This is a genomic window from Halorhodospira sp. 9621 (assembly GCF_022228055.1).
Classification (GTDB): domain Bacteria; phylum Pseudomonadota; class Gammaproteobacteria; order Nitrococcales; family Halorhodospiraceae; genus Halorhodospira; species Halorhodospira halophila_A.
The window spans coordinates 135,733-158,991 of the sequence record NZ_JAJNRD010000004.1; the positions used below are offsets into that span (position 1 = coordinate 135,733).

Annotated in this window: 23 protein-coding genes and 1 pseudogene; 12 read left to right on the forward strand and 12 right to left on the reverse strand. The window is 69.9% G+C overall.

The window, feature by feature from the left end; genetic code table 11:
• Positions 1-30: 30 nt before the first annotated feature.
• Together LRF89_RS03770 and plsY are read right to left on the reverse strand one after the other, a co-directional pair.
• Positions 31-606 carry an L-threonylcarbamoyladenylate synthase gene (locus tag LRF89_RS03770; protein WP_201173347.1) on the reverse strand — a complete coding sequence of 192 codons (576 nt, stop codon included), beginning with the start codon at positions 604-606 and terminating at the stop codon, positions 31-33.
• A complete protein-coding gene (plsY, locus tag LRF89_RS03775) occupies positions 603-1,196 on the reverse strand; it encodes a glycerol-3-phosphate 1-O-acyltransferase PlsY (RefSeq protein WP_201173356.1) in 594 nt (197 codons plus the stop codon). The genes LRF89_RS03770 and plsY overlap by 4 nt, the downstream gene beginning before the upstream one ends.
• 141 nt (positions 1,197-1,337) lie before the next feature.
• Here plsY and LRF89_RS03780 point away from each other — a divergent pair, with 141 nt between their 5' ends.
• Positions 1,338-2,522 carry a class I SAM-dependent methyltransferase gene (locus LRF89_RS03780; RefSeq protein WP_238636619.1) on the forward strand — a complete coding sequence of 395 codons (1,185 nt, stop codon included), beginning with the start codon at positions 1,338-1,340 and terminating at the stop codon, positions 2,520-2,522.
• Here the strand turns inward: LRF89_RS03780 and LRF89_RS03785 are convergent.
• Together LRF89_RS03785 and LRF89_RS03790 are read right to left on the reverse strand one after the other, a co-directional pair.
• The gene (locus LRF89_RS03785; RefSeq protein WP_238636620.1) at positions 2,519-3,784 is read right to left on the reverse strand and encodes a multifunctional CCA addition/repair protein; all 1,266 of its coding nucleotides are present in this window, start codon (positions 3,782-3,784) and stop codon (positions 2,519-2,521) included. The genes LRF89_RS03780 and LRF89_RS03785 overlap by 4 nt on opposite strands.
• Before the next feature lie 3 nt (positions 3,785-3,787).
• A complete protein-coding gene (locus LRF89_RS03790) occupies positions 3,788-4,750 on the reverse strand; it encodes a complex I NDUFA9 subunit family protein (protein ID WP_238636621.1) in 963 nt (320 codons plus the stop codon).
• A 47-nt stretch (positions 4,751-4,797) separates the two neighbouring features.
• Here LRF89_RS03790 and LRF89_RS03795 point away from each other — a divergent pair, with 47 nt between their 5' ends.
• On the forward strand, positions 4,798-5,664 hold the full coding sequence (locus LRF89_RS03795; RefSeq protein WP_201173384.1) for a TSUP family transporter: 867 nt from the start codon (positions 4,798-4,800) through the stop codon (positions 5,662-5,664).
• A gap of 1 nt (position 5,665) precedes the next feature.
• On the opposite strand, the gene LRF89_RS03800 is transcribed toward LRF89_RS03795, so the two are convergent.
• From LRF89_RS03800 to cutA, 6 genes are all read right to left on the reverse strand, one after another.
• Positions 5,666-6,238, reverse strand: a complete 573-nt coding sequence (locus LRF89_RS03800) for a YfaZ family outer membrane protein (RefSeq protein ID WP_201173386.1) — start codon at positions 6,236-6,238, stop codon at positions 5,666-5,668.
• A gap of 69 nt (positions 6,239-6,307) precedes the next feature.
• Positions 6,308-7,651 carry an acetyl-CoA carboxylase biotin carboxylase subunit gene (gene accC, locus LRF89_RS03805; RefSeq protein ID WP_201173387.1) on the reverse strand — a complete coding sequence of 448 codons (1,344 nt, stop codon included), beginning with the start codon at positions 7,649-7,651 and terminating at the stop codon, positions 6,308-6,310.
• A gap of 9 nt (positions 7,652-7,660) precedes the next feature.
• Positions 7,661-8,140 carry an acetyl-CoA carboxylase biotin carboxyl carrier protein gene (gene accB / locus LRF89_RS03810; RefSeq protein ID WP_238636622.1) on the reverse strand — a complete coding sequence of 160 codons (480 nt, stop codon included), beginning with the start codon at positions 8,138-8,140 and terminating at the stop codon, positions 7,661-7,663.
• A gap of 20 nt (positions 8,141-8,160) precedes the next feature.
• Complete coding sequence (gene aroQ / locus LRF89_RS03815; protein WP_201173403.1) at positions 8,161-8,607, reverse strand: type II 3-dehydroquinate dehydratase; 447 nt, start codon at positions 8,605-8,607, stop codon at positions 8,161-8,163.
• Between the two features lie 187 nt (positions 8,608-8,794).
• On the reverse strand, positions 8,795-10,624 hold the full coding sequence (gene dsbD / locus LRF89_RS03820; RefSeq protein WP_201173408.1) for a protein-disulfide reductase DsbD: 1,830 nt from the start codon (positions 10,622-10,624) through the stop codon (positions 8,795-8,797).
• A gap of 14 nt (positions 10,625-10,638) precedes the next feature.
• A complete protein-coding gene (gene cutA / locus LRF89_RS03825) occupies positions 10,639-10,959 on the reverse strand; it encodes a divalent-cation tolerance protein CutA (RefSeq protein WP_201173409.1) in 321 nt (106 codons plus the stop codon).
• Positions 10,960-11,193: 234 nt separating this feature from the next.
• Here cutA and groES point away from each other — a divergent pair, with 234 nt between their 5' ends.
• From groES to LRF89_RS03840, 3 genes are all read left to right on the forward strand, one after another.
• Positions 11,194-11,484 carry a co-chaperone GroES gene (gene groES, locus LRF89_RS03830; protein ID WP_201173410.1) on the forward strand — a complete coding sequence of 97 codons (291 nt, stop codon included), beginning with the start codon at positions 11,194-11,196 and terminating at the stop codon, positions 11,482-11,484.
• Between the two features lie 75 nt (positions 11,485-11,559).
• A complete protein-coding gene (gene groL / locus LRF89_RS03835; protein ID WP_201173411.1) occupies positions 11,560-13,212 on the forward strand; it encodes a chaperonin GroEL in 1,653 nt (550 codons plus the stop codon).
• 163 nt (positions 13,213-13,375) lie between these two features.
• A complete protein-coding gene (locus LRF89_RS03840; RefSeq protein ID WP_238636623.1) occupies positions 13,376-14,341 on the forward strand; it encodes a lysophospholipid acyltransferase family protein in 966 nt (321 codons plus the stop codon).
• On the opposite strand, the gene folK is transcribed toward LRF89_RS03840, so the two are convergent.
• Positions 14,338-14,826 carry a 2-amino-4-hydroxy-6-hydroxymethyldihydropteridine diphosphokinase gene (gene folK, locus LRF89_RS03845; protein WP_201173417.1) on the reverse strand — a complete coding sequence of 163 codons (489 nt, stop codon included), beginning with the start codon at positions 14,824-14,826 and terminating at the stop codon, positions 14,338-14,340. The two genes, LRF89_RS03840 and folK, sit on opposite strands and share 4 nt — an antisense overlap.
• Positions 14,823-15,179, reverse strand: a complete 357-nt coding sequence (gene folB, locus LRF89_RS03850; RefSeq protein WP_201173425.1) for a dihydroneopterin aldolase — start codon at positions 15,177-15,179, stop codon at positions 14,823-14,825. Before folB ends, folK begins: the two co-directional genes overlap by 4 nt.
• Before the next feature lie 152 nt (positions 15,180-15,331).
• On the opposite strand from folB, the gene LRF89_RS03855 reads away from it, so the two are divergent.
• From LRF89_RS03855 to LRF89_RS03885, 7 genes and pseudogenes are all read left to right on the forward strand, one after another.
• Positions 15,332-15,901 carry a methyltransferase family protein gene (locus LRF89_RS03855; protein ID WP_238635020.1) on the forward strand — a complete coding sequence of 190 codons (570 nt, stop codon included), beginning with the start codon at positions 15,332-15,334 and terminating at the stop codon, positions 15,899-15,901.
• Positions 15,902-15,914: 13 nt separating this feature from the next.
• Positions 15,915-16,589, forward strand: a complete 675-nt coding sequence (locus LRF89_RS03860) for a hypothetical protein (protein WP_238636624.1) — start codon at positions 15,915-15,917, stop codon at positions 16,587-16,589.
• 39 nt (positions 16,590-16,628) lie between these two features.
• Positions 16,629-19,484 (forward strand): bifunctional [glutamate--ammonia ligase]-adenylyl-L-tyrosine phosphorylase/[glutamate--ammonia-ligase] adenylyltransferase, encoded by a 2,856-nt coding sequence (gene glnE / locus LRF89_RS03865; RefSeq protein WP_238636625.1) that lies wholly within the window; start codon positions 16,629-16,631, stop codon positions 19,482-19,484.
• 100 nt (positions 19,485-19,584) lie between these two features.
• Positions 19,585-20,505, forward strand: coding sequence for a branched-chain amino acid transaminase (locus LRF89_RS03870; protein ID WP_201173433.1), 921 nt, complete (start codon positions 19,585-19,587; stop codon positions 20,503-20,505).
• Between the two features lie 20 nt (positions 20,506-20,525).
• Positions 20,526-21,125 carry an adenylyl-sulfate kinase gene (gene cysC / locus LRF89_RS03875; protein ID WP_201241392.1) on the forward strand — a complete coding sequence of 200 codons (600 nt, stop codon included), beginning with the start codon at positions 20,526-20,528 and terminating at the stop codon, positions 21,123-21,125.
• A gap of 4 nt (positions 21,126-21,129) precedes the next feature.
• Entirely contained in the window at positions 21,130-22,896 is a 1,767-nt protein-coding gene (locus LRF89_RS03880; RefSeq protein WP_201173435.1) for an SLC13 family permease, read from the forward strand.
• 62 nt (positions 22,897-22,958) lie between these two features.
• Positions 22,959-23,259 (forward strand): annotated as a pseudogene (locus tag LRF89_RS03885) (histone deacetylase); the annotation flags it as partial.

A 23,259-nucleotide genomic window follows, 5' to 3' on the forward strand; every position in this document is an offset into this window, starting at 1 on the left:
CCGATCCGGACGGATTCAGAAAACGGCGGCTCAGCGTCTCAGGTACGCCCCGCTGCGCCCGTCCCGGATGGGGGTGGGGCGCCCCAGCCCGCCCAGCCGACCAGGCACCAGGGCATCGATCCGCGTGCCGAAGTAACGCCGCACCTGCGGTGCGCTCCGAGCGGGCCGCCCGGCCGAGGGGTTGGCGCTGGTGGAGACCAGCGCACCGCCGAAGGCCCGGCACAGGGCCGCGGCCACCGGATGCGCGGTCACCCGCACGGCCACCGTGTCGCGTCCACCACTGACCCACCTCGGCGCCCGGGGCGAGGCCGGCAGCACCCAGGTCATCGGCCCCGGCCAGCTGGCGCGGATCTCCTCGGCCCGCTCCTCCGGCAGCGGTGCCAGGAAGCCGCCGAGCTGCTCCGGCTCGGCGGCGATCAGGATCAGGCCCTGACGCTCGGGACGACCCTTCAGCGCCAGCAGGCGCGCCACGGCGTCGTCGCGCCGCGGATCGCACCCCAGCCCCCAGACCGCCTCGGTGGGATAGGCCACCACCCCACCGCGGCGCAGGACGGCAGCCGCGTGCCCGATCCGGAACGGGCTGCTGCCGGCCGCACGCTCGCTCATGAGCCCGAGGAGCCGATGCGGCTCTCCTCACCGGCGGCGAGCCGGACGATGTTCTCGCGGTGGCGCCAGACGATGGCCACCGTGAGGATGGCCGTCGCCGCGGTGAGCACCGGCGAGCCCGAGAGCCAGAGCATGTAGATCGGCGCCATGGCGAAGGCCACCACGGCGGCCAGCGAGGAGTAGCGGAAGGCGCCGGCCACGGCCAGCCAGGTCACCGCAGTGGCCAGCAGGGCCAGCGGAGACCAGGCCAGGATCACCCCCAGGCCCGTGGCCACACCCTTGCCCCCCTGGAACCGGAAGTAGACCGGGAACAGGTGGCCAAAGAAGGCCGCCAGACCCGCGGCGCTGGCCACCACCGGATCCTCGGTGGCCAGCCAGGCCAGCAGCACCGGGAGCGTCCCCTTGAGCCAGTCGCCAACCAGGGTAATGCCCGCCGGCACCTTGCCGGCCAGGCGCAACACGTTGGTCGCCCCGGGGTTGCCGGAGCCGCCCTGGCGCGGGTCGCCGAGATTCATCACCCGGCAGACCACGATCGCCGAGGAGATGGAACCGATGAGATAACCGATGATTACAAGGATGACATCCAGCATGGCGCAAGTCTCTGTCGATCAGTGGCGCGTTGCAAGTTTCAATCAGCTCCGGGCGGCGCTGCCGCCCTCCACCGTATACCGGAAACGCGGCACGGACGATACGCCTTGCCACGCGGCGCGTTGCCCCTGAAACTCTCGGGCATGACCCGAGACAACCCCGCCCTGGACCTCGACCCGGCCGCCCTGGCGATCAGCCACCGCCTGAGCCAGCGCCTGCGTACGGCCATGGACGAGGCCGGCGGTGCGCTGACCTTCGAGGCCTTCATGGACCGGGCCCTGTACGAGCCCGGCCTCGGCTACTATCGCGCCGGCGCGGCCCGTTTCGGTGCCGGGGGCGACTTCGCCACCGCCCCGGAACTCAGCGCGCTGTTCTCCCGCACCCTGGCCCGGCAGGCCGCGGAAATCCTCGACCACCTGGGTGGCGGCGACGTCATCGAGCTCGGCCCGGGCACCGGACGCCTGGCGGCCGCTGCGCTGGCCGAACTCGAGCACCTCGGCCGTCTGCCGCGGCGCTGGCGCATGCTCGAGGTGAGCGCCGCCCTGCGCCAGGAGCAGGAGCAGACCCTCGCCGACCTCGTCCCCCACCTGCTCGAGCGCGTCGAGTGGCTCGAGACGCTGCCCACCGACAGCCCGCGGGCGGTCTGGGTCGCCAACGAGGTCCTCGACGCCCTGCCGGTGCGCCGCTTCGTCAAGCGCGGCGACGGGATCCGCGAGCTCGGCGTGCAGCCCGACGGCGACGGCTTTGCGTGGAGCGAACAGCCCGCCGACACCGAGCTGCAGCGGGCCGTCGCCGCCATCGAGGCACGCCTGGACGCGCCCCTGCCCGAGGGCTACGTCTCTGAGGTCTGCACCCGCCTCCAGCCCTTCCTCCGCGGGCTGTCCGAGGCGCTGCCGCACGGCGTGATGCTGTGGCTCGACTACGGCTACCCCCGCCGCGAGTACTATCTGGCCGAGCGCCACCGCGGCACCCTGCTCTGCCACTTCCGCCACCGGGCCCACGACGATCCGTTTTTTCACCCCGGGCTGCAGGACATCACCGCCTTCGTCGACTTCACGGCGGTGGCCGACGCGGCCCTCGACTGCGGGTTGGAGATCCTCGGCTATGCACCGCAGGGGCCGTTTCTCATGGGCGCCGGCCTTGCCCAGGTCGCCGAGTCGGCCATCGACGGCGCCGATGCGGCCGGCCAGGTGGCCGTCAGCAACGAGGTCCAGCGCATCACCCACCCCGGCGACATGGGGGAGCGGTTCAAGGTGATGGCCCTGGGGCGCGGCTACCATGGCCCGTTGAGCGGCTTCACCCTGGCCGACCGACGCGCCACGCTCTAATCCGGATCCGCCGGCGGCGTGCCGGCGGCCGTCCCGCCGCGCTCCGGGCGCGGGACCTGTGCCATCGCCCGGCAGCGCGCCTCGCGCACCGCTTCGCCCACCTCCGGCCCACGCAGGCCCTGCTCGACGAAGACGCGCGCCGACACCCCGCGGCACGCCTCGAAGGCGTCGCGAAGGAAGGCCCCGGCGGGCCAGTCGGCCACCTCGTTGCCGGCACGGCCGCGGTAGTCCGCCAGGCAGGCCTGGAGGAACGGCTCCAGGCGCTCCGGGCGCCGGAACAGGTCCAGGGCCTCGAAGAGTTCCACCAGCGCCCCGGGGCGCAGCTCCGGCGCGCGGTGGGCGCGCATGTGCCAACGTGTGACCAGGATGGCCAGGTCCCGGCACGCCCGCGGCGCCTTCAGACGCTCGCTGGCCTCCCGCGCCGGCTCGACTCCGGCGGCCTCGTGGCCCGGGTGATGGGGGAGCTCCTCGGCCGGCGTGAGCGCCTTGCCCACATCGTGGAGCAGCACGGCAAAGCGCGCCTCCAGCGGCGCACCGTTGCCCGCCGCGGCGTCTAGGGCCTTGAGGGTGTGGGTGCCGGCATCACCCTCGGGGTGGTACGCAGGCGGCTGCGGCACACCGAACAGGGCATCCACTTCGGGCAGCACGCGGGCCAAGGCGCCGGCCTCACGCAGGACCTCGATCATGCGCCTGGGCGCGGGCTCCATCAGGCCCCGAGCCAGCTCCTGCCACACCCGCTCCGGGACCAGGGCGTCGACCTCGCCAGCATCGACCATGCGCTGGCACAAGGCCATAGTGTCCTCGGCGACGACGAAACCCGCATCGGCGAAACGCGCCGCGAAACGCGCCAGGCGCAGGATGCGCACCGGGTCCTCGGCAAAGGCTTCGGTGACATGGCGCAGCCGACGGGCCTCGAGGTCGGCCCGGCCGCCGAACGGGTCGATGAGGTTGCCCTCGGCATCCTCGGCCATGGCGTTGATGGTCAGATCGCGCCGGGCCAGGTCCTGCTCCAGGGTGACATCCGGCGCCGCGTGGAAGGCGAACCCGTGGTATCCCACCGCCGTCTTGCGCTCGGTGCGCGCCAGGGCGTGCTCCTCGCCGGTCTGCGGGTGGAGGAAGACCGGGAACTCCCGGCCCACCGGGCGATAGCCGGCCGCCTCCATGGCCTCGGGCGTGGCTCCGACCACCACCCAGTCCACCTCGTCCACCGACCGCCCCAGGAGGCGATCGCGGACCGCGCCGCCGACACGATACCGTTGCACGGGCTAGCGACCGGCCTCGCGCCGGGCTTGCTGATACTGCGCCTGCCGCCCGGCCGTGCCCAGGTAGTTTGGTGCGATGGCCTCGAGCGCGTTCGCCTGGATGCCCAGTGCCGCCAGGCCGTCCTCGGCGCAGCAGCTCGGGGTGGCGCTGAGCCGGTACTGATCCAGGGTATACGGTCTGCCGGGCATCCAGCCGAGCACTCGGGCACTGGCCTGGGACAGGCTGTCGTTCAGGCCGACCACCCGGCGGCGCAGGCCGCGCAGCTCGGCGACGTACTCCACCAGCTCGCGCAGGGTATAGATCTGCGGTCCGCAGAGCTCGTAGGCACGCCCGGCCGTACGCGGATTCTCCATGGCGTTGATCACTGCCTGGCCCACGTCGCCGGCGAAGACCGGCTGGAAGCGGGCGTCCGGCGTGGGCAGGAAGAAGACCCCGGGGGCGAAGCGCAGGAGCCCGGCGAAGCGATTCAGGAACCGATCGCCACTGCCGAAGATCACCGACGGTCGCAGCACCGTGGCACCGATCTGCTCCGGATCCGCCGCCCGCACCAGCTGCTCGCCTTCGCCCTTGGTGCGCAGGAACAGGCTGTTGGCGTCCGGGTGCGCGCCGACGGCGCTCATGTGCAGGTAGCGTGGCACGCTGGCCCGGCGAGCGGCGGAAAGCACCCGCCGGGCCAGGTCGACGTGGACCTCGCGATAGGCACCCTCGCGCGGGCCATTGCGGCCGGTGTGGGCACCGGCCAGGTTGATCACGGCGTGGCAACCGCTGAAGTGGCGCACCAGCTGCCGCTCGTCGTGGACGTCGGCCTCGATCAGTCGCAGCCCGGGGAAGGGCAGCAGGTCGCGGCCACGGTAGTAGCGGCGGGTCAGCGCCCGTATCGCGTACCCCCGCCCGGCGAGCCGGTTGGCCACATGCATCCCGACGAAACCGGTCCCGCCGACGATACAGACGGTCTTCGCGTCCATGAACGGTCTCCTGAAGAACCGAATAACGATCGCTACGGTGCGATACCGTGGCCTTTTATGCGCAACTTTTCAACGACGCCGGGCCACCCCTTGCACCGCGGGCTGATCCCGCCGACACTCGGCCGGTGCTCGAATTGCTGATCTACCTCGGTGCCGGCTGCCTGGCCGGTGCGACCGCCGGGCTGTTCGGGGTCGGCGGCGGGATCGTGGTGGTCCCCGTCCTGCTGCTGGTCTTCCCGGTACTCGGGGTCGCCCCGGCGGTCGCCACCCACCTGGCCATCGGCACCTCGCTGGCTACGGTGGTGGTCACCTCGCTGGGCTCGGCACGCGGCCACTACCGGCTGGGGGCCGTGGACATGCCGCTGTTGCTGCGCCTGGGGGCCGGCATGGTTGCCGGGGCGGTGCTGGGCACGGGGCTGGCTGGCTACCTGGACGGTGTCGCACTGCAGCGACTGTTCGGAACCTTCCTACTGCTGGTCTCGCTCTACATGCTCTCCGGCTGGCAGCCACCGCGGCGCGGTGGTGGCGGGGGGGACGGCGTGCTCGCCGGAGTCGGGGGCGGCATCGGCACCCTGTCGGCCATGGTCGGGGTCAGCGGCGGCACGGTGACCGTCCCGTATCTGGTCTGGCGCGGCCTGGCCATGCACCGGGCGGTGGGCACCTCATCGGCCACCGCGCTCCCGCTGGGGCTGACCGGGGCCCTGGGCTACCTGGTCGTCGGCTGGGGTGAGCCGCAGCTACCCCCGGGAGCCACCGGCTACATCTACTGGCCGGCATTCGCCGGGATCGTCACGGCCAGCCTGCTCGCCTCGTCTCTGGCGGCGCGGCTGGCCCACCGGGTCCCGGCAAGGCGGCTGCGGCGACTGTTCGCGATCCTGCTGCTGTTCGTGGCCCTGCGCCTGCTGCTCAGCTGAGCTAGAACCGAACCCGCACGCCGAGGTGGAGGTTGTTGTCCAGGGTCTGGTTGCTGGCGCTCGACATGTGCAGGCGAAGGTAGCGGAAACCCAGATAGGCGCTGGCCCGAGGGGTGAAGTCCAGCTTGTAACGTATATTCCCCTCGAAGACCCGCTTGGCGCGGCCAAAGGCGGTGATGTTCGGCGCCACATGGCCGCGGATGACCAGCGCCTGGGGCACTTGGGCCGGTATGCTCAATCGCGCGGAACCGCCCAGAGCCAAGGCGCCGACGGTGCGTTCGGGCTCGTCGGCGTAGATGATGTAACCCTTGGCCCCGGCCCCGAACTGAAGCGGGCTGAACCCCTCGGCCGGCGGCCCGGTGACGTGGACGATGCCGCTGAGGGCGACATCCCCGTCGTCGTTGAAGAACAGGCTGCCGCCCAGATCGGCATCCTCGACGTACATCTCCTCGGTGGGCGGGAAGTAGAACCCGACCTCCGCGGCGTCGTCGTGAAGATTGATGTCCAGCTCCCGCGCCATCGGGGCTGTCGCCCAAAGTGCCAGGGCCGCCACCGCCGCGATCCGCTTGATCATGCTCGTCTCCCCGCTGGGGTCTGCCCGCCTGCGCCCATTACAGGGCGTCGCCGCACCGTGGTGCAAGCCTTAATCGAGGGCGAGCTTCTTCTCCAGATAGTGGATGTCGGTCCCGCCGGCGCGGAACGCGGCATCCCCGATGATCTCCTGCTGCAGCGAGATATTGGTGCCGATGCCGCTGACCACGATCTCGGATAGCGCCGTGCGCATGCGGGCCAGCGCGCTGTCCCGGCTCGGACCATGGGTGATCAGCTTGCCGATCATGGAGTCGAAGTACGGCGGCACGGCGTAGCCGGTGTAGACGTGGGAGTCCACACGCACCCCGGGGCCACCCGGGGCGTGGAAGTGGTCGATGGTGCCCGGGCACGGCATCAGGGTCTTCGGATCCTCGGCGTTGATCCGGCACTCCACGGCGTGGCCGCGCACCTGGATGTCCTCCTGGCGCCAGCTCAGCGGCTCGCCCGAGGCGATGCGGATCTGCTCGGCGACCAGATCGCAGCCGGTGACCATCTCGGTGACCGGGTGCTCGACCTGGATCCGGGTGTTCATCTCGATGAAGTAGAACTCGCCGTTCTCGTAGAGGAACTCGAAGGTGCCCGCGCCGCGGTAGCCCATCTGCCGACACGCCTCGGCGCAGCGCTCGCCGATATCCTGGCGCTGCTTTTCGGTGATCCCCGGCGCCGGCGCCTCCTCGACCACCTTCTGGTGACGCCGCTGCATGGAGCAGTCGCGCTCGCCCAGATGGATGGCGTTGCCGTGGTGGTCTGCGAGCACCTGCACCTCGATATGGCGCGGCTTCTCCAGGTACTTCTCCATGTAGACGGTGCCGTCGCCGAAGGCGTTCTCGGCCTCGCCGCGCGTCAGCGACACGGCATTGAGCAGCGCCGCCTCACTGCGCACCACGCGCATGCCGCGGCCGCCACCGCCGGAGGCCGCCTTGATCATGATCGGATAGCCGATCTCCGAGGCGATACGCAGCGTCTCGTCGGGATCGTCCTCGGGCACCGGACCGTTGGAGCCGGGCACACACGGTACGCCGGCCTCCTTCATGGCGCGGATCGCCGAGACCTTGTCACCCATGGTGCGGATGCTCTCGGCGCGCGGGCCGATGAAGACGAAACCCGACTGCTCCACCCGCTCAGCAAAGTCGGCATTCTCCGAGAGGAAGCCGTAGCCGGGGTGGATGGCGGTGGAGTCGGTCACCTCGGCGGCGGCGATGATCGCCGGGATGTTGAGGTAGCTGTCGCGGACGTTGTTCGGCCCGATGCAGACCGACTCGTCGGCCAGGCGCACGTGCTTGAGCTCGCGATCAGCCGCCGAGTGCACGGCGACACTGCGGATGCCCAGCTCACGGCAGGCGCGCAGGATGCGCAGCGCGATCTCGCCGCGGTTGGCGATGAGGATCTTCTGCATGGTGCTCACTCAGTCGGAGATCAGGAACAGCGGCTGGTCGTACTCGACGGGCTGACCGTTCTCGACCAGAACGGCGGTAATCACCCCGTCGCGGTCGGCCTCGATCTGGTTGAGCATCTTCATTGCCTCGACGATGCACAACGTGTCGCCGGCCTTGACCCGCTGCCCCTCCTCGACGAACGGCTTGGCCGTCGGCGACGGAGCCCGGTAGAAGGTACCGACCATCGGCGAGCGGATCGGCTCGCCCTCCGGCTCATCGTCGCCGGCCTCCTCGGGCTCGGCGGCGCCGGCCGGCGCCGCGGCTGCAGCCGCCGGCGGGGCCGCGGCGGGCGCCGGTGCCGGCGCAGCATACGCCGGCTGCGGCTGCGGCGGCGGGTTGGGCGCGTTGCGCGTGATCCGGACCGACTCCTCGCCCTCGGCGATCTCAATCTCGTGGACGCCGGACTCGTCGAGCAGCTCGATAAGACGTTTGATCTTGCGAATATCCATAGATCGACGAAACCCTGTATTCAGGCCTGCCCGCCCATGCGCCGGATGGCTGCACGGACCGCAAATTCATAGCCGTCCGCGCCGAGGCCGGTGACCACCCCCTCGGCGATGTCGGACAGAAAAGAGTGTTGCCGGAACGCCTCGCGGGCGTGGACGTTGCTCAAGTGCACCTCGATGAACGGCAGCGCGACGGCGAGCAGCGCGTCGCGCAGACCGACGCTGGTGTGCGTGAGGGCCGCGGGATTGATGACGATGAACTCGACGCCCTCGTCCGCCGCGGCGTGGATTCGATCGATGAGCTCGCCCTCGTGATTGGACTGGGCGCTGTGCAGCTGTACATCGGCCGCATCGCAGATGGACCGCAAGCGGGTTTCGATGTCCTGAAGCGTCAGCCGTCCGTAGCGTTCCGGCTCGCGGGTTCCCAGCCGATTCAGATTGGGCCCGTGGATTAACAGCAGCTTAGGCATCTGACGCGCTCACCCGACTCGCACCGTCCGCGATTCTGACTGAGCGCCGAAAGATTGTCCAGTTTTACGGCGATCGCAACACATTCGCCGCCGTTTCCCCGGGGATGGCTGCGACGTATTGCCCGCGCCGACCGGCGCTGAACCCTGCCGGCCGGCGCGGATTCCAAAGGAGCCGCGGGCCGGCCGATCAGCCGCCGAAGGCTTCGCGGGTGCGCTCAGCGAACGCCTCGGCATCCTTGAAGCCGGCCACCCGATGCTCCGAGCGCTCCTCGCCCTCGCCGTCATAGAAGAGGATGGCCGGAGGCAGATAGACGCCGTACGCCTCCATCAGCTCGCGGTCCGCGTCGCTCATGTCGGTGACGTCGATGCGCACCTTCTCGGCGCCCTCAAGGGCCTCCTGCACCCGCTCATCCGGGAGCGTGCGTTCCTCGAGCTGGACACAGTAGACGCACCACTCGGCCGAGAAGTCGATGACCACCGGCCGGCCATCCTCGCGGGCCTCGGCGAGCAGCGCCTCGAGTTCGTCGAGGGTCTCGACGTGGTGCCACTCCTCCAGCACGCGAGCCCGGGCCTGGGCGTACGGATCGCCGGTGATCCCGACCCAGGGCCGCAGCGGATCGCCGGCACCGGTAGCCGCCCCCAGGACCTGCGCCCCGCCGGCCACCGCCAGCAGAACGGCCAGCGTGGCCCCCGCCGCCCGGATGGGCAGCGAACCGCCCCCACCACGGCTGCGCAGCAGGCGCCAGACGAGCCACGCGGCGGCGGCCAGCAGCAGCGCCGCCCAGCCGGCCAGCACCAGCCAGTCCGGCATCAGACGGGCGGACATCCACCAGGCCACCCCCAGGAAGATGAAGCCGAAGACCTGCTTGACCGACTCCATCCACGGCCCGGAGCGCGGCATCCAGCGCCCCGCGGCCGTGCCCACGGCCAGCAGCGGTGCCCCCATACCCAGCGCCATGACATAGAGCGCCCCGGCACCGAGGACCACCTCGCCGGTGTTGCCGATGAACGCCAGCGCGGCTACCAGTGCCGGCCCTGAGCACGCGCCGACAATCAGCGTGGAGAGCACACCCATGGCCGCCACTCCGGCCGTCTGCCCGCCCGGCAACCGGCTGGAAGCGGCCTGCAGCCGGCCCTGGACCGAGGCCGGCATCTGCAGGTTGTAAAGCCCGAACATGGCCAGCGCCAGGGCGACGAACAAGGCACTGAAGGCCACCGTCACCACCGGCCCCTGCAGGTCGGCCTGGATGGCGCGCCCGGAGAGCCCGGCCAGGGCGCCGGCCAGCGCGTAGGTAATCGCCATGCCTTGGACGTAGACGAAGGACAACCAAAGCGCGCGCCCGGTACCGGGCCGGCCTCCGCCGGGCTGACTGCCGACGATCAGCCCCGAGAGGATCGGGATCATCGGGTAGATGCAGGCGGTGAAGGCGAGCAGCAGCCCGGCGACGAAGAATCCCCCGAGGATGGCCCAGAGGTTGCCGCCGCCGAGCAGCGCCTGCAGGTCCCCCATGGGCCCCTGACCACTGCCGGCCCCGCCGGCGGGGCCGCCGGAGCCATCACTGTACTGCACGGCACCGGAGCCGAGGTCGGCCTCCAGGCTGCTTGGCGGGTAGCAGAGGGAATCGGGCTCGTTGCAACCCTGGAACTCGGCGTAGAGCTGCGCCCCCTCGCCGATCGGCTCCGCGGTCTCCAGGTGCACCTGCAGCGTGCCCCGGTAGATGACCACATCGCCGAAGAACTCGTCGGAGAACGACTCGCCGCTCGGGTACGCGACCTCGACGATCTCGTTATCACCGTCGCGCAACTCGAAGTCGAAGGCGTGGCGGTAGAGGTAGTGGTCCTCAGCCACGTCCCAGCGTGCGACCAGGCGATCCTCGCCCACCTGTTCGACGGTGAACGGGAAGATCTCCTGCTGATCCACCATTCCCTGTGCCGGGGCGGCCGCAATCAGCAGACCCAGCGCCAGCCACAGCGCCGCGATCAGACCGCCTCGGTCGTAACGCATCCTGCCCTTCATCGGCTTACACCCTCCTACCGGGTTTCATCGCGTATCCAGTCCAGGAAGCCTGCCAGGCCCTTTTCGATGCCGACCGCGATGACCTCTGGAAGTTCATACGGATGCCGCTCCACAAGCATCCCCTCCAATCGGGTGTAGGCAAAATCCGATGTCTTGATCACCAACAGGCACTCGGTCTCCGCCTGCGCCTCTCCCTCCCAGTAGAAGACGGAGGTCACCCCCGGGACGATGTTGACGCAGGCGGCCAGCCGCGCCTCCACCACCTCGCCGGCGAGCCGGCGGGCGGTCTCCTCATCGGGGCAGGTGCACAGGACGACCAGTTCTCGACTCGACATGGCTGCACCTCCTCGGTCGTTGAACAGGGGTTGAATTCTACCATCGGCGTCCTCATCCACCGGGTACCGGCAGGGAACGTCACCCGAAGCAGGTGTCGGAAGCCCTTGACGGAGAAGAACCGAACGATATGATTAGCACTCACGGTTACCGAGTGCTAACAGCTAGCAGGCCGCGGGAAGCGCGGCGAACCAGATCCCAGAGTCCACGACCAAAGAGAGAGGGAGAGAGGACCGATGAGCATCCGTCCCCTGCACGACCGAGTGGTCATCCAGCGCCTTGAAGAAGAGCGCACTTCCCCGGGCGGCATCGTCATCCCGGACACCGCGGCCGAGAAGCCGATGAAGGGCAAGGTCATCGCTGTCGGCAACGGCAAGATGCTCGACAACGGCGAGCGTCGCCCCGTCGAGGTGAACGTCGGCGACCAGGTCCTGTTCGGCAAGTACGCCGGCACCGAGGTCAAGATCGACGGCCAGGATTACCTGGTGATGCGCGAGGACGACATCATGGCCGTCTTCGAGGGCTGACGCAGCGCCGACTTCCAACGCGCAGCGAGCCAGACACCCGAGACCCGAACACCGAATCGAGCAGAGGAGCCAACCATGGCTGCGAAGGAAATCCGTTTCTCCGATGATGCGCGCCAGCGCATGATGAGCGGCGTCAACCAGCTGGCCAACGCCGTCAAGGTCACCCTCGGCCCGCGCGGCCGTAACGCCGTCCTCGAGAAGAGCTTCGGCGCCCCCACCGTCACCAAGGACGGCGTCTCCGTCGCCAAGGAGATCGAGCTCGAAGACCACTTCGAGAACATGGGCGCGCAGATGCTCAAGGAGGTCTCCTCGCAGACCTCGGACGTCGCCGGTGACGGCACCACCACCGCGACCGTCCTGGCCCAGGCCATCCTGCGCGAGGGCATGAAGTCCCTGGCCGCGGGCATGAGCCCGATGGAGCTCAAGAAGGGCATCGAGAAGGCCACCGAGACGGCCTCCAACTACCTGGCCAACGAGCTGTCCAAGCCCTGCGAGGACGACAACTCCATCGCCCAGGTCGGCACCATCTCCGCGAACTCCGACGAGGCCGTGGGCCGGATCATCGCCGATGCCATGGGCAAGGTCGGCAAGGAAGGCGTGATCACCGTCGAGGAGGGCTCCGGCCTGGAGAACGAGCTGGATGTCGTCGAGGGCATGCAGTTCGACCGCGGCTACCTCTCCCCCTACTTCGTCACCGATCAGCAGACGATGAAGGCGGAGCTCGAGGACGCGGCGATCCTCCTCCACGACAAGAAGATCTCCAACATCCGCGATCTGCTGCCGCTGCTCGAGGGCGTGGCCAAGCAGAACCGGCCGCTGCTGATCATCGCCGAGGAGGTTGAGGGCGAGGCCCTGGCCACGCTGGTGGTCAACAACCTGCGCGGCATCGTCAAGGTCGCCGCGGTCAAGGCGCCCGGCTTCGGTGACCGCCGCAAGGCCATGCTCCAGGACATCGCCATCCTCACCGGCGGCACGGTCATCTCCGACGAGGTCGGCATGACCCTGGAGAACGCCACGGTCGACGACCTGGGCACCGCCAAGAAGGTGCAGATCTCCAAGGAGGAGACCACCATCGTCGGCGGCGCCGGCCGTCACGACGACATCATGGCCCGCGTCGAGCAGATCCGTGCGCAGATGGAGGAGTCCACCTCCGACTACGACAAGGAGAAGCTCCAGGAGCGCGTGGCCAAGCTGGTCGGTGGCGTTGCCGTGATCAAGGTCGGCGCGGCCACCGAGGTCGAGATGAAGGAGAAGAAGGCCCGCGTCGAGGACGCCCTGCACGCCACCCGCGCTGCGGTGGAAGAGGGCATCGTCCCCGGTGGTGGCACGGCCCTGATCCGCGCCCTGGCCGCCCTCGAGGGCCTGAGCGGCGCCAACGAGGAGCAGACCCAGGGCGTCGCGCTGGTCCGCCGTGCCATGGAGGAGCCGCTGCGCCAGCTGGTGACCAACGCCGGCGAGGACGCCTCCGTGATCGTCAACAAGGTCAAGGAGGGCAGCGGCAACCAGGGCTACAACGTCGCCACCGGCGAGTACGTGGACCTGGTGCAGGCCGGTGTCCTCGACCCGACCAAGGTCACCCGCTCGGCCCTGCAGAACGCTGCCTCCGTGGCCGCGCTGATGCTGACCACCGAGGCCATGGTCGCCGACCTGCCGAAGAAGGACGACGAAGGCGGTGGCGGCGACATGGGTGGCATGGGCGGCATGGGGGGCATGGGCGGCATGATGTAAGCCGTCCGGTTCCCGGCGCCCTGACGCCGCAACCGAACCCCCGTCGGGCCTCGCCCGGCGGGGGTTTTTTCATGGCTACGGGGGCAGCTTGCGAGCCGGCCGCCAGCGGCCCAAACTACGCTCCCGAGCCGCCCCATTCACCCGAAAAGAGCACGGATCGCCGGTGAGCGAGAAGAAAAAGCGCCGCAAGGGCAAGAAGAAAAAACCGCCGACCAACATTTTCCACCCCGTCTACTGGCCGACCTGGCTCGGGCTCGGGGTGCTGCGCCTGCTGGCGCTGCTGCCCATCCCGCTGATCGGCCGGCTCGGGGACGGGCTCGGCATGCTGCTGTGGGCGGTGGTGCCGAGCCGGCGTCACATCGTGCGCACCAACTTGGGCCTGGCCTTCCCGGAGCTGGACACACGCGGCCGGCGCCGCCTGGAGCGAGCACACTTCCGCTCGGCGGCCCGCGGCATGCTGGAAGGCGCACTGGCCTGGTGGGCACCCATCAACCGCCTGGCGCCCTACTACACCATCGATGGCCTGGAGCACCTAGAAGCGGCCCGGGAGCACGGTCGCGGGGTTATCCTGCTGGGGCCGCACTACACCAGCGTAGAGATGTGCGGGAAGATCATCGGCGCCCACGTCGCGGATTTCTACCCGGTCTACAAGCCGGCCAAGGACCGCGCCTTCAACGCCGCCATGGTGCGCGCGCGCCGCACCGGCGTGGTCGATGTGCTGCCCAATACCGACATGCGTCGCATCCTGCGCGTGCTGCGTGAAGGCAACGTCGTCTTCTACGCCCCGGACCAGGACTTCGGCCGCCAGGGTTCGGTCTTCGCGCCGTTCATGGGCGTCGAGACCAGCACCCTAACCATGACCGCGCGCCTGGCGCGGAGCACCGGCGCCCGGGTGGTGCCGCTGCACTGCCGGCGCCTGGCCGGCAACCGCTGGCACGTCTTCCTGGAGCCGGCGCTGGAGCCGTTCCCGACGGGCGACGACGTCGCTGACGCCACGCGGATCAATTCGGTCATCGAGGCTCAGGTGCGCGACGCCCCGGAGCAGTACCTGTGGCTGCACCGCCGTTTCAAGACGCGCCCCGACCCGGACGCCCCCAACCCGTACGCCCGCGCCGGGCGCAGGGACTAGTCGGCCAGGGGCACGGAACGACGGATGGAGGGGTGGCCGGTGAAACCGGCCCAGAGATCGCGGAAGCACTCCCCGTTGACCGGGTGCCGGGCCTCGGGGGCCAGCTCGGCCAGGGGGCGGAGGACAAAATCGAAGCGGAGGATCTCATCCCGGGGCAGGGTCACCGGATCGCCCTCGAGGACTGCATCCCCCCACAGCAGCAGATCCAGATCCAGGGTCCGCGCGGAGAACTTCTCGCCGGCCCGATGCCGGCCGTGGGCATCCTCCAACTCGCGCAGGGTATCCAGGACGTTCTCCAGCGGCTCCTCGGCCCGGAAGCTCGCCACCAGATTGTAGAAGTCCTCGCCCTCGAAACCCACCGCTGCGGTCTCGTAGACGGTGGAGAACACCATGTCCGGCCAGCGCGTGCGCAGCTCCGCCATGGCGGAGCGGATGTTGCGGTCGCGGTCGATGTTACTGCCGATGCTCAGATACGCCTGTCTCAAATCCGCTCGCCTCGCTCGATGGTCACGCCCACATCGTCCGCGCCGCGCAGCGCGCCGGGCTTGCTCACCGAAAGCCGCAGCCACGCCACGCCGAATTCGTCGCGAACGATCTTCGCCACTTCCTCGGCCAGCGTCTCCACGAGCAGGAACTCACTCTCCCCGACGAACCCAATGATCCGCTTGCCGATGGCCTTGTAGTCGAGGGCGTCGTCGATGGAGTCGGTCGCTGCAGCCCGGGCGATATCGGCGGACATCTCTAGGTCGATGCGCACCCGCTGGTGGATGCGCCGCTCCCACTCAAAGATGCCGATAACGGTCTCGACCTGCAGGCCGCGAATGAAGACGGTATCCATGGCCGCCCAGTCTCCGTCCGCAGCTGGCAAGTTGCAAGCCGGCCCGCCGGGGCGCTCCCAGCAACAACCCGCAGCAGGCAGTTCCGGCTAGAAGCCACCCGGCGACGATGGTACGCTTCCGGCCATTTCCGACACCCGGCTGGCAGAAGCGCATGAACCTCCATCCCAAGAGCCTTTACAACTCCGTCGTCCATGAGCGGCACAAGGCGCGCCAGGCGCTCGGCATCCTGCTGCTGATCGTCATCGTCGTCGTCAGCGCCCCCACCGTAGGCTGGCTGTACACCCTCGGCGCGATCATCGCCGGTGCCGGCATCCTCTTCCGCCTGTGGGCGGCCGGCTACCTGAGCAAGGACAAGGAACTGGCCCAGGACGGCCCCTACGCCCTGGTCCGCCACCCGCTGTACGTGGGCAACTTTCTGATCATCGGCGGCTTCCTCATGGCTGGCCAGGTCCTGTGGCTGGTTCCGGTCGCCCTCGCCTTCGCCATCCTCTACTACCCGCCGGCGATCCAGAAGGAAGACGCCAAGCTGCGCAAGAAATTCCCCGAGCAGTGGGAGCCGTGGCATGCCAAGACCTCGGCGCTGATCCCCAATCTCAACCCGGATCGCCCGCTGAACGTCACCAGCTGGTCGTTCCGGCAGAGCCTCCAGCCCAATGGCGAGCCGATCATCGCCACGCTGCTGACCATCGGCCTGATCATCATGGGGCTGCGCCTCGGCTGACAGCCACGCAGCCATGCCCGAGACCGCACCCGACGGCCCCGCCCCGTTCAGCGACCACGACATCGCCGCGCTGCTGCGCAGCGGCGGCGATGTCCCCCGGGGCACCACGGCCAATCAGAGCCAGGTCCACGTCTTCGCGGACCACGACCCGCCGCTGGTGATCAAGACACCTCGACCCGGGCTGGCGTATGCGGCCAGCCGCTGGGCGATCCGCCGCGAATACCGCATCTACCAGCGCCTGGCGGGCGTACCCGGCATCGCCCACTGCTACGGCCTGTACGCAGGTGCGTGGCTGGTCCTGGCGTACCAGCCGGGGTGGAAGATCCGCTTTCCCTACGTGCGCACACCGGATGCTGCCACCCCACACCCCGCGGTGGTCGGCCTGCGCCGGACCATCGCCGGCATGCACGCGCGCGGCGTGGCCCACGCCGATCTCAAGCGCCACGACAACATCATCCTCACCCCAGAGCACGAGGCGGTGGTGATCGACTTCGGCACCGCCCTGCTGCGCGACCCGGATCGCCGCGGCGGGCCGCTGTGGCGCTGGGCGGCGCAGCAGGACTGGAACGCCTGGGCGCGCTACGGCTGGGGTAAGGATCCGGCGCAGATGCCCGCCGCCGTCGCTCGGCTACAGCGGCGCACCCTCATCGAGCGGGTGGCCAAGGCGCTACGCCGCCTGGGCCGCTGAGACTGGACACCGCCCCGCCCCGGCGCCGAAACTGCGGGCATGGATGCCCTACCCGCCGCCCTTGAAGAGATCGCCGAGCGCCACCTGGCCACCCTGCACGAGGCCGGGGCGGCGCCCGACGACGAACGCATCACCGCCAGCCTGCCCCGGGTCGTCGCCGCCAGCGACTTCGTCGCCCAGGCCGTCGCCGAACGGCAGCCGGAGCTGCTCCACGACCTGGCCGAAAGCGGCGACCTATTCACCGCTTACGGCGAGAGCGGACACCGGCAGCGCCTGCGCCCATGCCTCGACGCCGCCACCGAAGAGGCCGAGCTCTACCGCGCCCTGCGTCGCTTCCGGCGCCGCGAGATGGTGCGCATCGCCTACCGCAGCCTGGCCGGCTGGACCGGACTGGAAGAGACCCTGGAGGAGACCAGCGACCTGGCCGAGGCGTGCATCGATCTGACCCTCGGCTGGCTCCACCGCGCCCTGGCCGAGCGCTGGGGCACGCCGCGCGGACCCGACGGTGAACCCCAGCACCTGGTGGTGCTGGGCATGGGCAAGCTCGGCGGCCGTGAGCTGAACTTCTCCTCGGACATCGATCTGATCTTCGCCTTCCCCGAGACCGGAGAGACCGATGGCGACCGGCGGCGCAGCAACGACGAGTTCTTCGTCAAGCTCGGCCGACAGCTGATCGGCGCGCTCAGCGAGATCACCCCCGACGGACAGCCCTACCGCGTCGACATGCGCCTGCGCCCCAACGGCGACGCCGGCCCGCTGGCCCTACCTTTCTCCGCCGTCGAGACCTACTACGAAAGCCAGGGGCGGGAGTGGGAGCGCTACGCCATGATCAAGGCGCGCTGCGTCGGTGGGGATTACACCGCCGGCGACGAGCTGACGCGCAGCCTGCGCCCCTTCGTCTATCGCCGCTACCTCGACTACGGGGCCCTCGAGCAGATCCGCGAGATGAAGGGCATGATCGCCCGCGAGGTGCAGCGGCGCGGGACGGCACGCAACATCAAGACCGGCCTGGGCGGCATCCGCGAGGTGGAGTTCGTTACCCAGGCCTTCCAGCTGATCCGCGGCGGCCGCGATCCGGCGCTGCGCTCGCGGCGGCTGATGACCACCCTCGAGACCATCGCCGATCAGCAGCTGCTGCCCGATCACGCGGTGACCGAACTGCGCGACGGCTACCGGTTCCTGCGCCGGGCCGAGAACGCCGTGCAGATGCTCGCCGACGAGCAGAGCCACACCGTCCCCGAGGATCCGGTGCGCCGTGCCCGGGTGGCGCTGGCCGCCGGCTTCCAGGACGCCGACACCTTCGAGGCGGAGCTCGAGCAGACCCGGCGCCACGTCCATGGCCACTTCGACCAGGTCTTCGCCGCGCCGCAGGCTGAGGACGCCGAAGGCGAAGCCGATCCCGCCGAGCTGGTCTGGAACGGCCAGCTGGACCCGGACGAGGCCGCCGAGCGTCTGCACGCGCTCGGTTTCCCCGAGCCCGGACACCTCGCCCGACGTCTCGAGCGCCTGCGCGAGGGCGCCGAGGTACGCGCGCTCTCGGCCCGCGGCCGCCACCGCCTGGACCGGCTGATGCCCCTGGTGATCAACGCCTGCGTGCGCGCCCGCCGCCCGGATCTGGCCCTGGAGCGGATCCTCGACCTGATCGAGACGGTGGCCCGGCGCACCGCCTACCTGGCCCTGCTGGTCGAGCACCCCATGGCGCTCTCGCAGCTGGTCCAGCTCTGCGACGCCTCGGCGTGGGTGGCGCGCTTCCTGGCGGCACACCCGCTGCTGCTCGACGAACTCCTCGACCCCCGCACCCTCTACGAGCCCCTCGGGCGCGAAGCCCTGGAAGCGGACCTCGACGCCCGGCTGCGGCGTGTCGCCGAGGACGATCTTGAGCAGCAGATGGAGGCGCTGCGCCAGTTCAAACAGGCCAACCAACTCAAGGTGGCAGCCGCCGATGTCTCCGGCGCCGCACCGCTGATGGTGGTCAGCGACTACCTCACCCAGATCGCCGAGACCGCCTTGGAGCGAGCGGTATCCATCTGCCGCGCCCACCTGGTCCACCGCCACGGCCGGCCCATGTGCACCGATGACGGCAAGCGCCGCGAGGCCGGGTTCGCCGTGGCCGGCTACGGCAAGCTCGGCGGCCTGGAGCTGGGCTACGGATCCGATCTGGATCTGGTCTTCCTCCACGACAGCCGCGGCGAGGCGCAGCATACCGACGGCGAGCGGTCCATCGACAACCAGGTCTTTTTCGCCCGGTTGGCCCAGCGCGTGGTCCACGTCCTCAACACCGTCACCCCCGGGGGCATCGTCTACGAGGTCGACACCCGACTGCGCCCGTCGGGCAATGCCGGACTGATGAGCACCACCCTGGACGCCTTCCGCCAGTATCAGCACGAGGGTGCCTGGACGTGGGAGCACCAGGCCCTGGTGCGGGCCCGCGGCGTCGCCGGCGACCCCGGACCACGCGAGGCGTTCGAGCGGATCCGCGCCGAGGTGCTCTGCCAGGGACGCGACACGGCGGCGTTGCGCGAGGCCGTCGCCGGCATGCGCGAGCGCCAGCGCAAGGAGAAAGGCAGTCGCCGCGCCGGGCGCTTCGACCTCAAGAACGACCGCGGCGGGCTGACCGATATCGAGTTCATCGTCCAGTACGGCGTCCTCGACGCCGCCCACGACCACCCAGAGCTGACCCGCTACCCGGACAACATCCGCTTGCTGCGCGAGCTCGCCCGGGCCGGTCGGCTGGACGAGGCGGACGCCAACCGCCTGGCCGGCGCCTACCGCGCTTACCGGCGCCGCGTCCACCAGCTCGCCCTGCAGGATCAGGACGCCGCGGTCGACAGCGAGGAGCTCGCCGACGAGCGGGCGGCCGTAAGCGGAATCTGGGAGCGGATCATGGAGGGTTAAAGGCGCCTTCGCGCCGGCAGCGGGCGGCATCGGCCGGGCAAGTATGGCAAACTGCGGCGCTGCACCCAGGTCCCGATGACTACCGACGGAGATTCATTCCATGTCCTTCGCCGATCGCGACGGTTCCATCTGGCTCGATGGTGAGATGCTGCCCTGGCGCGAGGCCCGGGTCCACTGCCTGACCCACACCCTGCACTACGGCATGGGCGTCTTCGAGGGGCTGCGGGCCTACACCACCGATCAGGGGCCGGCGATCTTCCGCCTGCACGAGCACACCCGGCGGCTTTTCAACTCCGCCAAGATCCTCGGCATGGAGATCGCCCACACGCCCGAGACGATCAACCAGGCATGCATCGACGCGGTCCGCCGCAACGGCCTGAGCAGCGCCTACATCCGGCCCATGTCGTTCTACGGCTCCGAGGGCATGGGGCTGCACGCCGACGGCCTGCGGACCCACACCATGGTGGCGGCCTGGCACTGGGGCGCCTACCTCGGCGACGAGAGCCGGGAGCGGGGCATCCGCGTGCAGACCAGCTCCTTCACCCGCCACCACGTGAACATCGCCATGTGCCGGGCCAAGGCCAACGGCAACTACATGAACTCGATGCTCGCCGTGCAGGAGGCCGCCCGGGCCGGGTGCGACGAGGCGCTGCTGCTCGACGTGGACGGCTTCGTCTGCGAGGGCTCCGGCGAGAACTTCTTCATGGTCCGCGACGGCGTGCTCCACACCCCGGCGCTCACCTCGGCGCTTGAGGGCATCACCCGGGACACCATCCTGCGCCTGGCCGCCGAGGAGGGCATCGAGGTGCGCGAGCGGCGGATCACCCGCGACGAGGTCTACATCGCCGACGAGGCCTTCTTCACCGGTACCGCCGCCGAGGTCACGCCGATCCGCGAGCTCGACGGCCGCACCATCGGCCCCGGGCACCGCGGACCGATCACCGAGCGGCTGCAGTCGCGCTACTTCGCGGCGGTGGAGGGACGCGACCCGGCGCACACCGACTGGCTCACCTTCGTCTGAGCCTGGCAGCGGTCACCGCCATGCCGGAACAGCCGCACTTTGTCTGGCACCAGACCCGCATCCGCCCCGAGGACCGCGCCGCGGCCCTCGGGCAACGGCCCGTGGCGGTCTGGCTGACCGGCCTCTCCGGCTCCGGCAAGTCGACCCTGGCCAACGCGCTGGAGCACGCCCTGCATGAGCGGGGGCGCCACAGCTTCCTGCTCGACGGCGACAACATCCGTCACGGGCTCAATCGGGACCTGGACCTCTCCGCCGCCGGGCGGCAGGAGAACATCCGCCGCATCGGCGAGGTCACCCGCTTGCTGCTCGATGCCGGCCTGATCGTGATCACCGCCTTCATATCGCCTTATCGCGAGGACCGCGCCCGGGTGCGCGAGGCCATCGGCGCCGAACGCTTCCTGGAGGTCCACGTCCGCGCCCCGCTGGCCACCTGCGAGCAGCGCGACCCCAAGGGCCTCTACGCCCGCGCGCGGCGCGGCGAGCTCCAGGGGATGACCGGCATCGACGACCCCTACGAGGCGCCGGACGACCCGGACCTGATCATCGACACCGACCGGGACAGCGTCGAGACCGCCACCGAACACCTCCTGCAGGCCCTCCAGCAGCGCGGGGCGATCTAGCGCCATGGGCTGGGAGGCGTACCTGACGGCCGCCGTCGTCGTCGCCCTGCTGACCACCCTAATCACAACGCGCCTGGCTCCGGACATGGCCTTCCTCGGGGCGGTGACCGTGCTCCTGGTCAGCGGCGTGATCGGGCCCAGGGAGGCCTTCGAGGGCCTCTCCAACCCCGGCGTGCTCACCGTGGCCGCGCTCTACGTGGTGGTGGCCGGCATCCGCGAGACCGGCGGGGTCCAGTGGGTCAGCACCCGCCTGCTGGGTCGCCCGCGCTCCCTGCTCGACGCCCAGCGCCGCCTCACCCTGCCGGTGGCCGGCTTCTCGGCGTTCCTCAACAACACCCCGGTGGTGGCCATGCTCATCCCGGCGGTGGGGGATTGGGCACGCAAGCACAACCTCGCCGAGTCGAAACTCCTCCTGCCGCTGTCCTACGCCGCCATGCTCGGCGGCACCTGCACGCTCATCGGCACCAGCACCAACCTGGTGGTCAACGGCGCGCTGGAGCAACGCACCGGCGAGGGGCTGATGCTCTTCGAACTCGCTTGGGTCGGCATCCCGGTGCTGATCGTCGGGCTGGCCTTTATGTTCGCCACCAGCCGCTGGCTGCTCCCGGATCGCCGACCGGCGGCGGAGACCCTCGAAGATCCGCGCGAGTACACGGTCGAGATGATCGTCGAGCCCAGCGGGCCGCTGGTCGGCCGGACCATCGAACGGGCCGGGTTGCGCCATCTGCCCGGCTGCTACCTGATGGAGATCGACCGCGGCGGCGAGATCCTGCCCGCGGTCTCGCCCCGGGAGAAGCTGCGCGCCGGCGACCGCCTGGTCTTCGTCGGCGTGGTGGACTCGGTGGTGGAGCTGCAGAAGATACGCGGCCTCCAACCGGCCACGGATCAGGTCTTCAAGCTCGACGGCCGCCGCTCCGACCGCCGGCTCGTCGAGGTGGTGGTCTCCGAGACCTGCCCGGTGGCCAACCGGACGGTCCGTGACGGCCGCTTCCGAACCCGCTACGACGCCGTGGTCATTGCCGTCGCCCGCAATGGCGAGCGGGTCGACGGCAAGATCGGTGACATCGTCCTGCGCCCCGGCGACACCCTCCTGATCGAGGCCGGCGAGGGGTTCGTCGAGCGCCAGCGCAACGCCCGCGACTTTCTGCTCGTCCGCGGCATCGAGGGCTCCGCCGTGCCGCGCCACGACCGGGCTTGGCTGGCGCTGGGGATCCTCGGCGTGATGCTCGGGGTCGTCGGCGTCGGATGGCTAAGCATGCTGGAGGGGGCACTGGCTGCCGGCGCCGCGCTGCTGGCCACCCGCTGCATGACGCTCAACGCCGCGCGGCAATCGGTGGACTGGTCCGTGATCCTGACCATCGCCGCCGCTTTCGGCATCGGCGCGGCGATGGACCAGACCGGGCTGGCCGCCGTCATTGCCGGGGGCCTCCTGCAGCTTGCCGGCGAGGTGCCCTGGCTCAACTTGGCAGTTGTCTACCTGGTCACCGTGCTCTTCACCTCCGTGATCACCAACAACGCGGCGGCCGTTCTGATGGTCCCCATCGCCGCGTCCGTCGCCGCGGATCTGAGTGTCAGCGTGGTCCCCTTTGCCGTGGCGATCATGCTAGCCGCCTCGGCGAGCTTCGCCACCCCCATGGGCTACCAGACCAACCTGATGGTTTACGGCCCCGGCGGCTACCACTTTACCGACTACCTGCGCGCCGGCCTGCCGCTGAACCTGGTCACCGGCGCCGTAGCGCTGGCCGTGATCCCGTGGGTGTGGCCCTTCTGAGCCGACCTCACGCCGGCCGCGCTGCCCCAACGCCCGCCGCTCGCTGGTCATATACTGGCCCTATGACCACTCGCAAGATCGGCACCGCTTCGGCCCCTTTGCCGGCGGGCGCCGGTGATGCGGCCCTGCTCAGCGCTATCAACGACATCCTGGTGCCCGCAGCGGACTGGTTCCAGCCGGATCTGGTGCTGGTCTCGGCCGGCTTCGACGCACACCAGTTCGACCTGGCCCTCAACGCCACCTTCGCCGGCTTCGGCGCCCTGACCGGTGTGGTACAAGGGATCGCCGACCGGCACTGCGAAGGCCGACTGGCCTTTGTGCTGGAGGAGGGCTACCACCTAGAAGCCCTCGCCGGCGGCGTCC

Bases quoted from the DNA above. Each gene is read 5' to 3' on its own strand.
- LRF89_RS03770 (WP_201173347.1), bottom strand. From the start codon at position 606: ATGAGCGAGCGTGCGGCCGGCAGCAGCCCGTTCCGGATCGGGCACGCG.
- plsY (WP_201173356.1), bottom strand. From the start codon at position 1,196: ATGCTGGATGTCATCCTTGTAATCATCGGTTATCTCATCGGTTCCATC.
- LRF89_RS03780 (WP_238636619.1), top strand. From the start codon at position 1,338: ATGACCCGAGACAACCCCGCCCTGGACCTCGACCCGGCCGCCCTGGCG.
- LRF89_RS03790 (WP_238636621.1), bottom strand. From the start codon at position 4,750: ATGGACGCGAAGACCGTCTGTATCGTCGGCGGGACCGGTTTCGTCGGG.
- LRF89_RS03800 (WP_201173386.1), bottom strand. From the start codon at position 6,238: ATGATCAAGCGGATCGCGGCGGTGGCGGCCCTGGCACTTTGGGCGACA.
- accC (WP_201173387.1), bottom strand. From the start codon at position 7,651: ATGCAGAAGATCCTCATCGCCAACCGCGGCGAGATCGCGCTGCGCATC.
- accB (WP_238636622.1), bottom strand. From the start codon at position 8,140: ATGGATATTCGCAAGATCAAACGTCTTATCGAGCTGCTCGACGAGTCC.
- aroQ (WP_201173403.1), bottom strand. From the start codon at position 8,607: ATGCCTAAGCTGCTGTTAATCCACGGGCCCAATCTGAATCGGCTGGGA.
- dsbD (WP_201173408.1), bottom strand. From the start codon at position 10,624: ATGAAGGGCAGGATGCGTTACGACCGAGGCGGTCTGATCGCGGCGCTG.
- cutA (WP_201173409.1), bottom strand. From the start codon at position 10,959: ATGTCGAGTCGAGAACTGGTCGTCCTGTGCACCTGCCCCGATGAGGAG.
- groES (WP_201173410.1), top strand. From the start codon at position 11,194: ATGAGCATCCGTCCCCTGCACGACCGAGTGGTCATCCAGCGCCTTGAA.
- groL (WP_201173411.1), top strand. From the start codon at position 11,560: ATGGCTGCGAAGGAAATCCGTTTCTCCGATGATGCGCGCCAGCGCATG.
- folB (WP_201173425.1), bottom strand. From the start codon at position 15,179: ATGGATACCGTCTTCATTCGCGGCCTGCAGGTCGAGACCGTTATCGGC.
- LRF89_RS03855 (WP_238635020.1), top strand. From the start codon at position 15,332: ATGAACCTCCATCCCAAGAGCCTTTACAACTCCGTCGTCCATGAGCGG.
- LRF89_RS03860 (WP_238636624.1), top strand. From the start codon at position 15,915: ATGCCCGAGACCGCACCCGACGGCCCCGCCCCGTTCAGCGACCACGAC.
- glnE (WP_238636625.1), top strand. From the start codon at position 16,629: ATGGATGCCCTACCCGCCGCCCTTGAAGAGATCGCCGAGCGCCACCTG.
- LRF89_RS03870 (WP_201173433.1), top strand. From the start codon at position 19,585: ATGTCCTTCGCCGATCGCGACGGTTCCATCTGGCTCGATGGTGAGATG.
- cysC (WP_201241392.1), top strand. From the start codon at position 20,526: ATGCCGGAACAGCCGCACTTTGTCTGGCACCAGACCCGCATCCGCCCC.
- LRF89_RS03880 (WP_201173435.1), top strand. From the start codon at position 21,130: ATGGGCTGGGAGGCGTACCTGACGGCCGCCGTCGTCGTCGCCCTGCTG.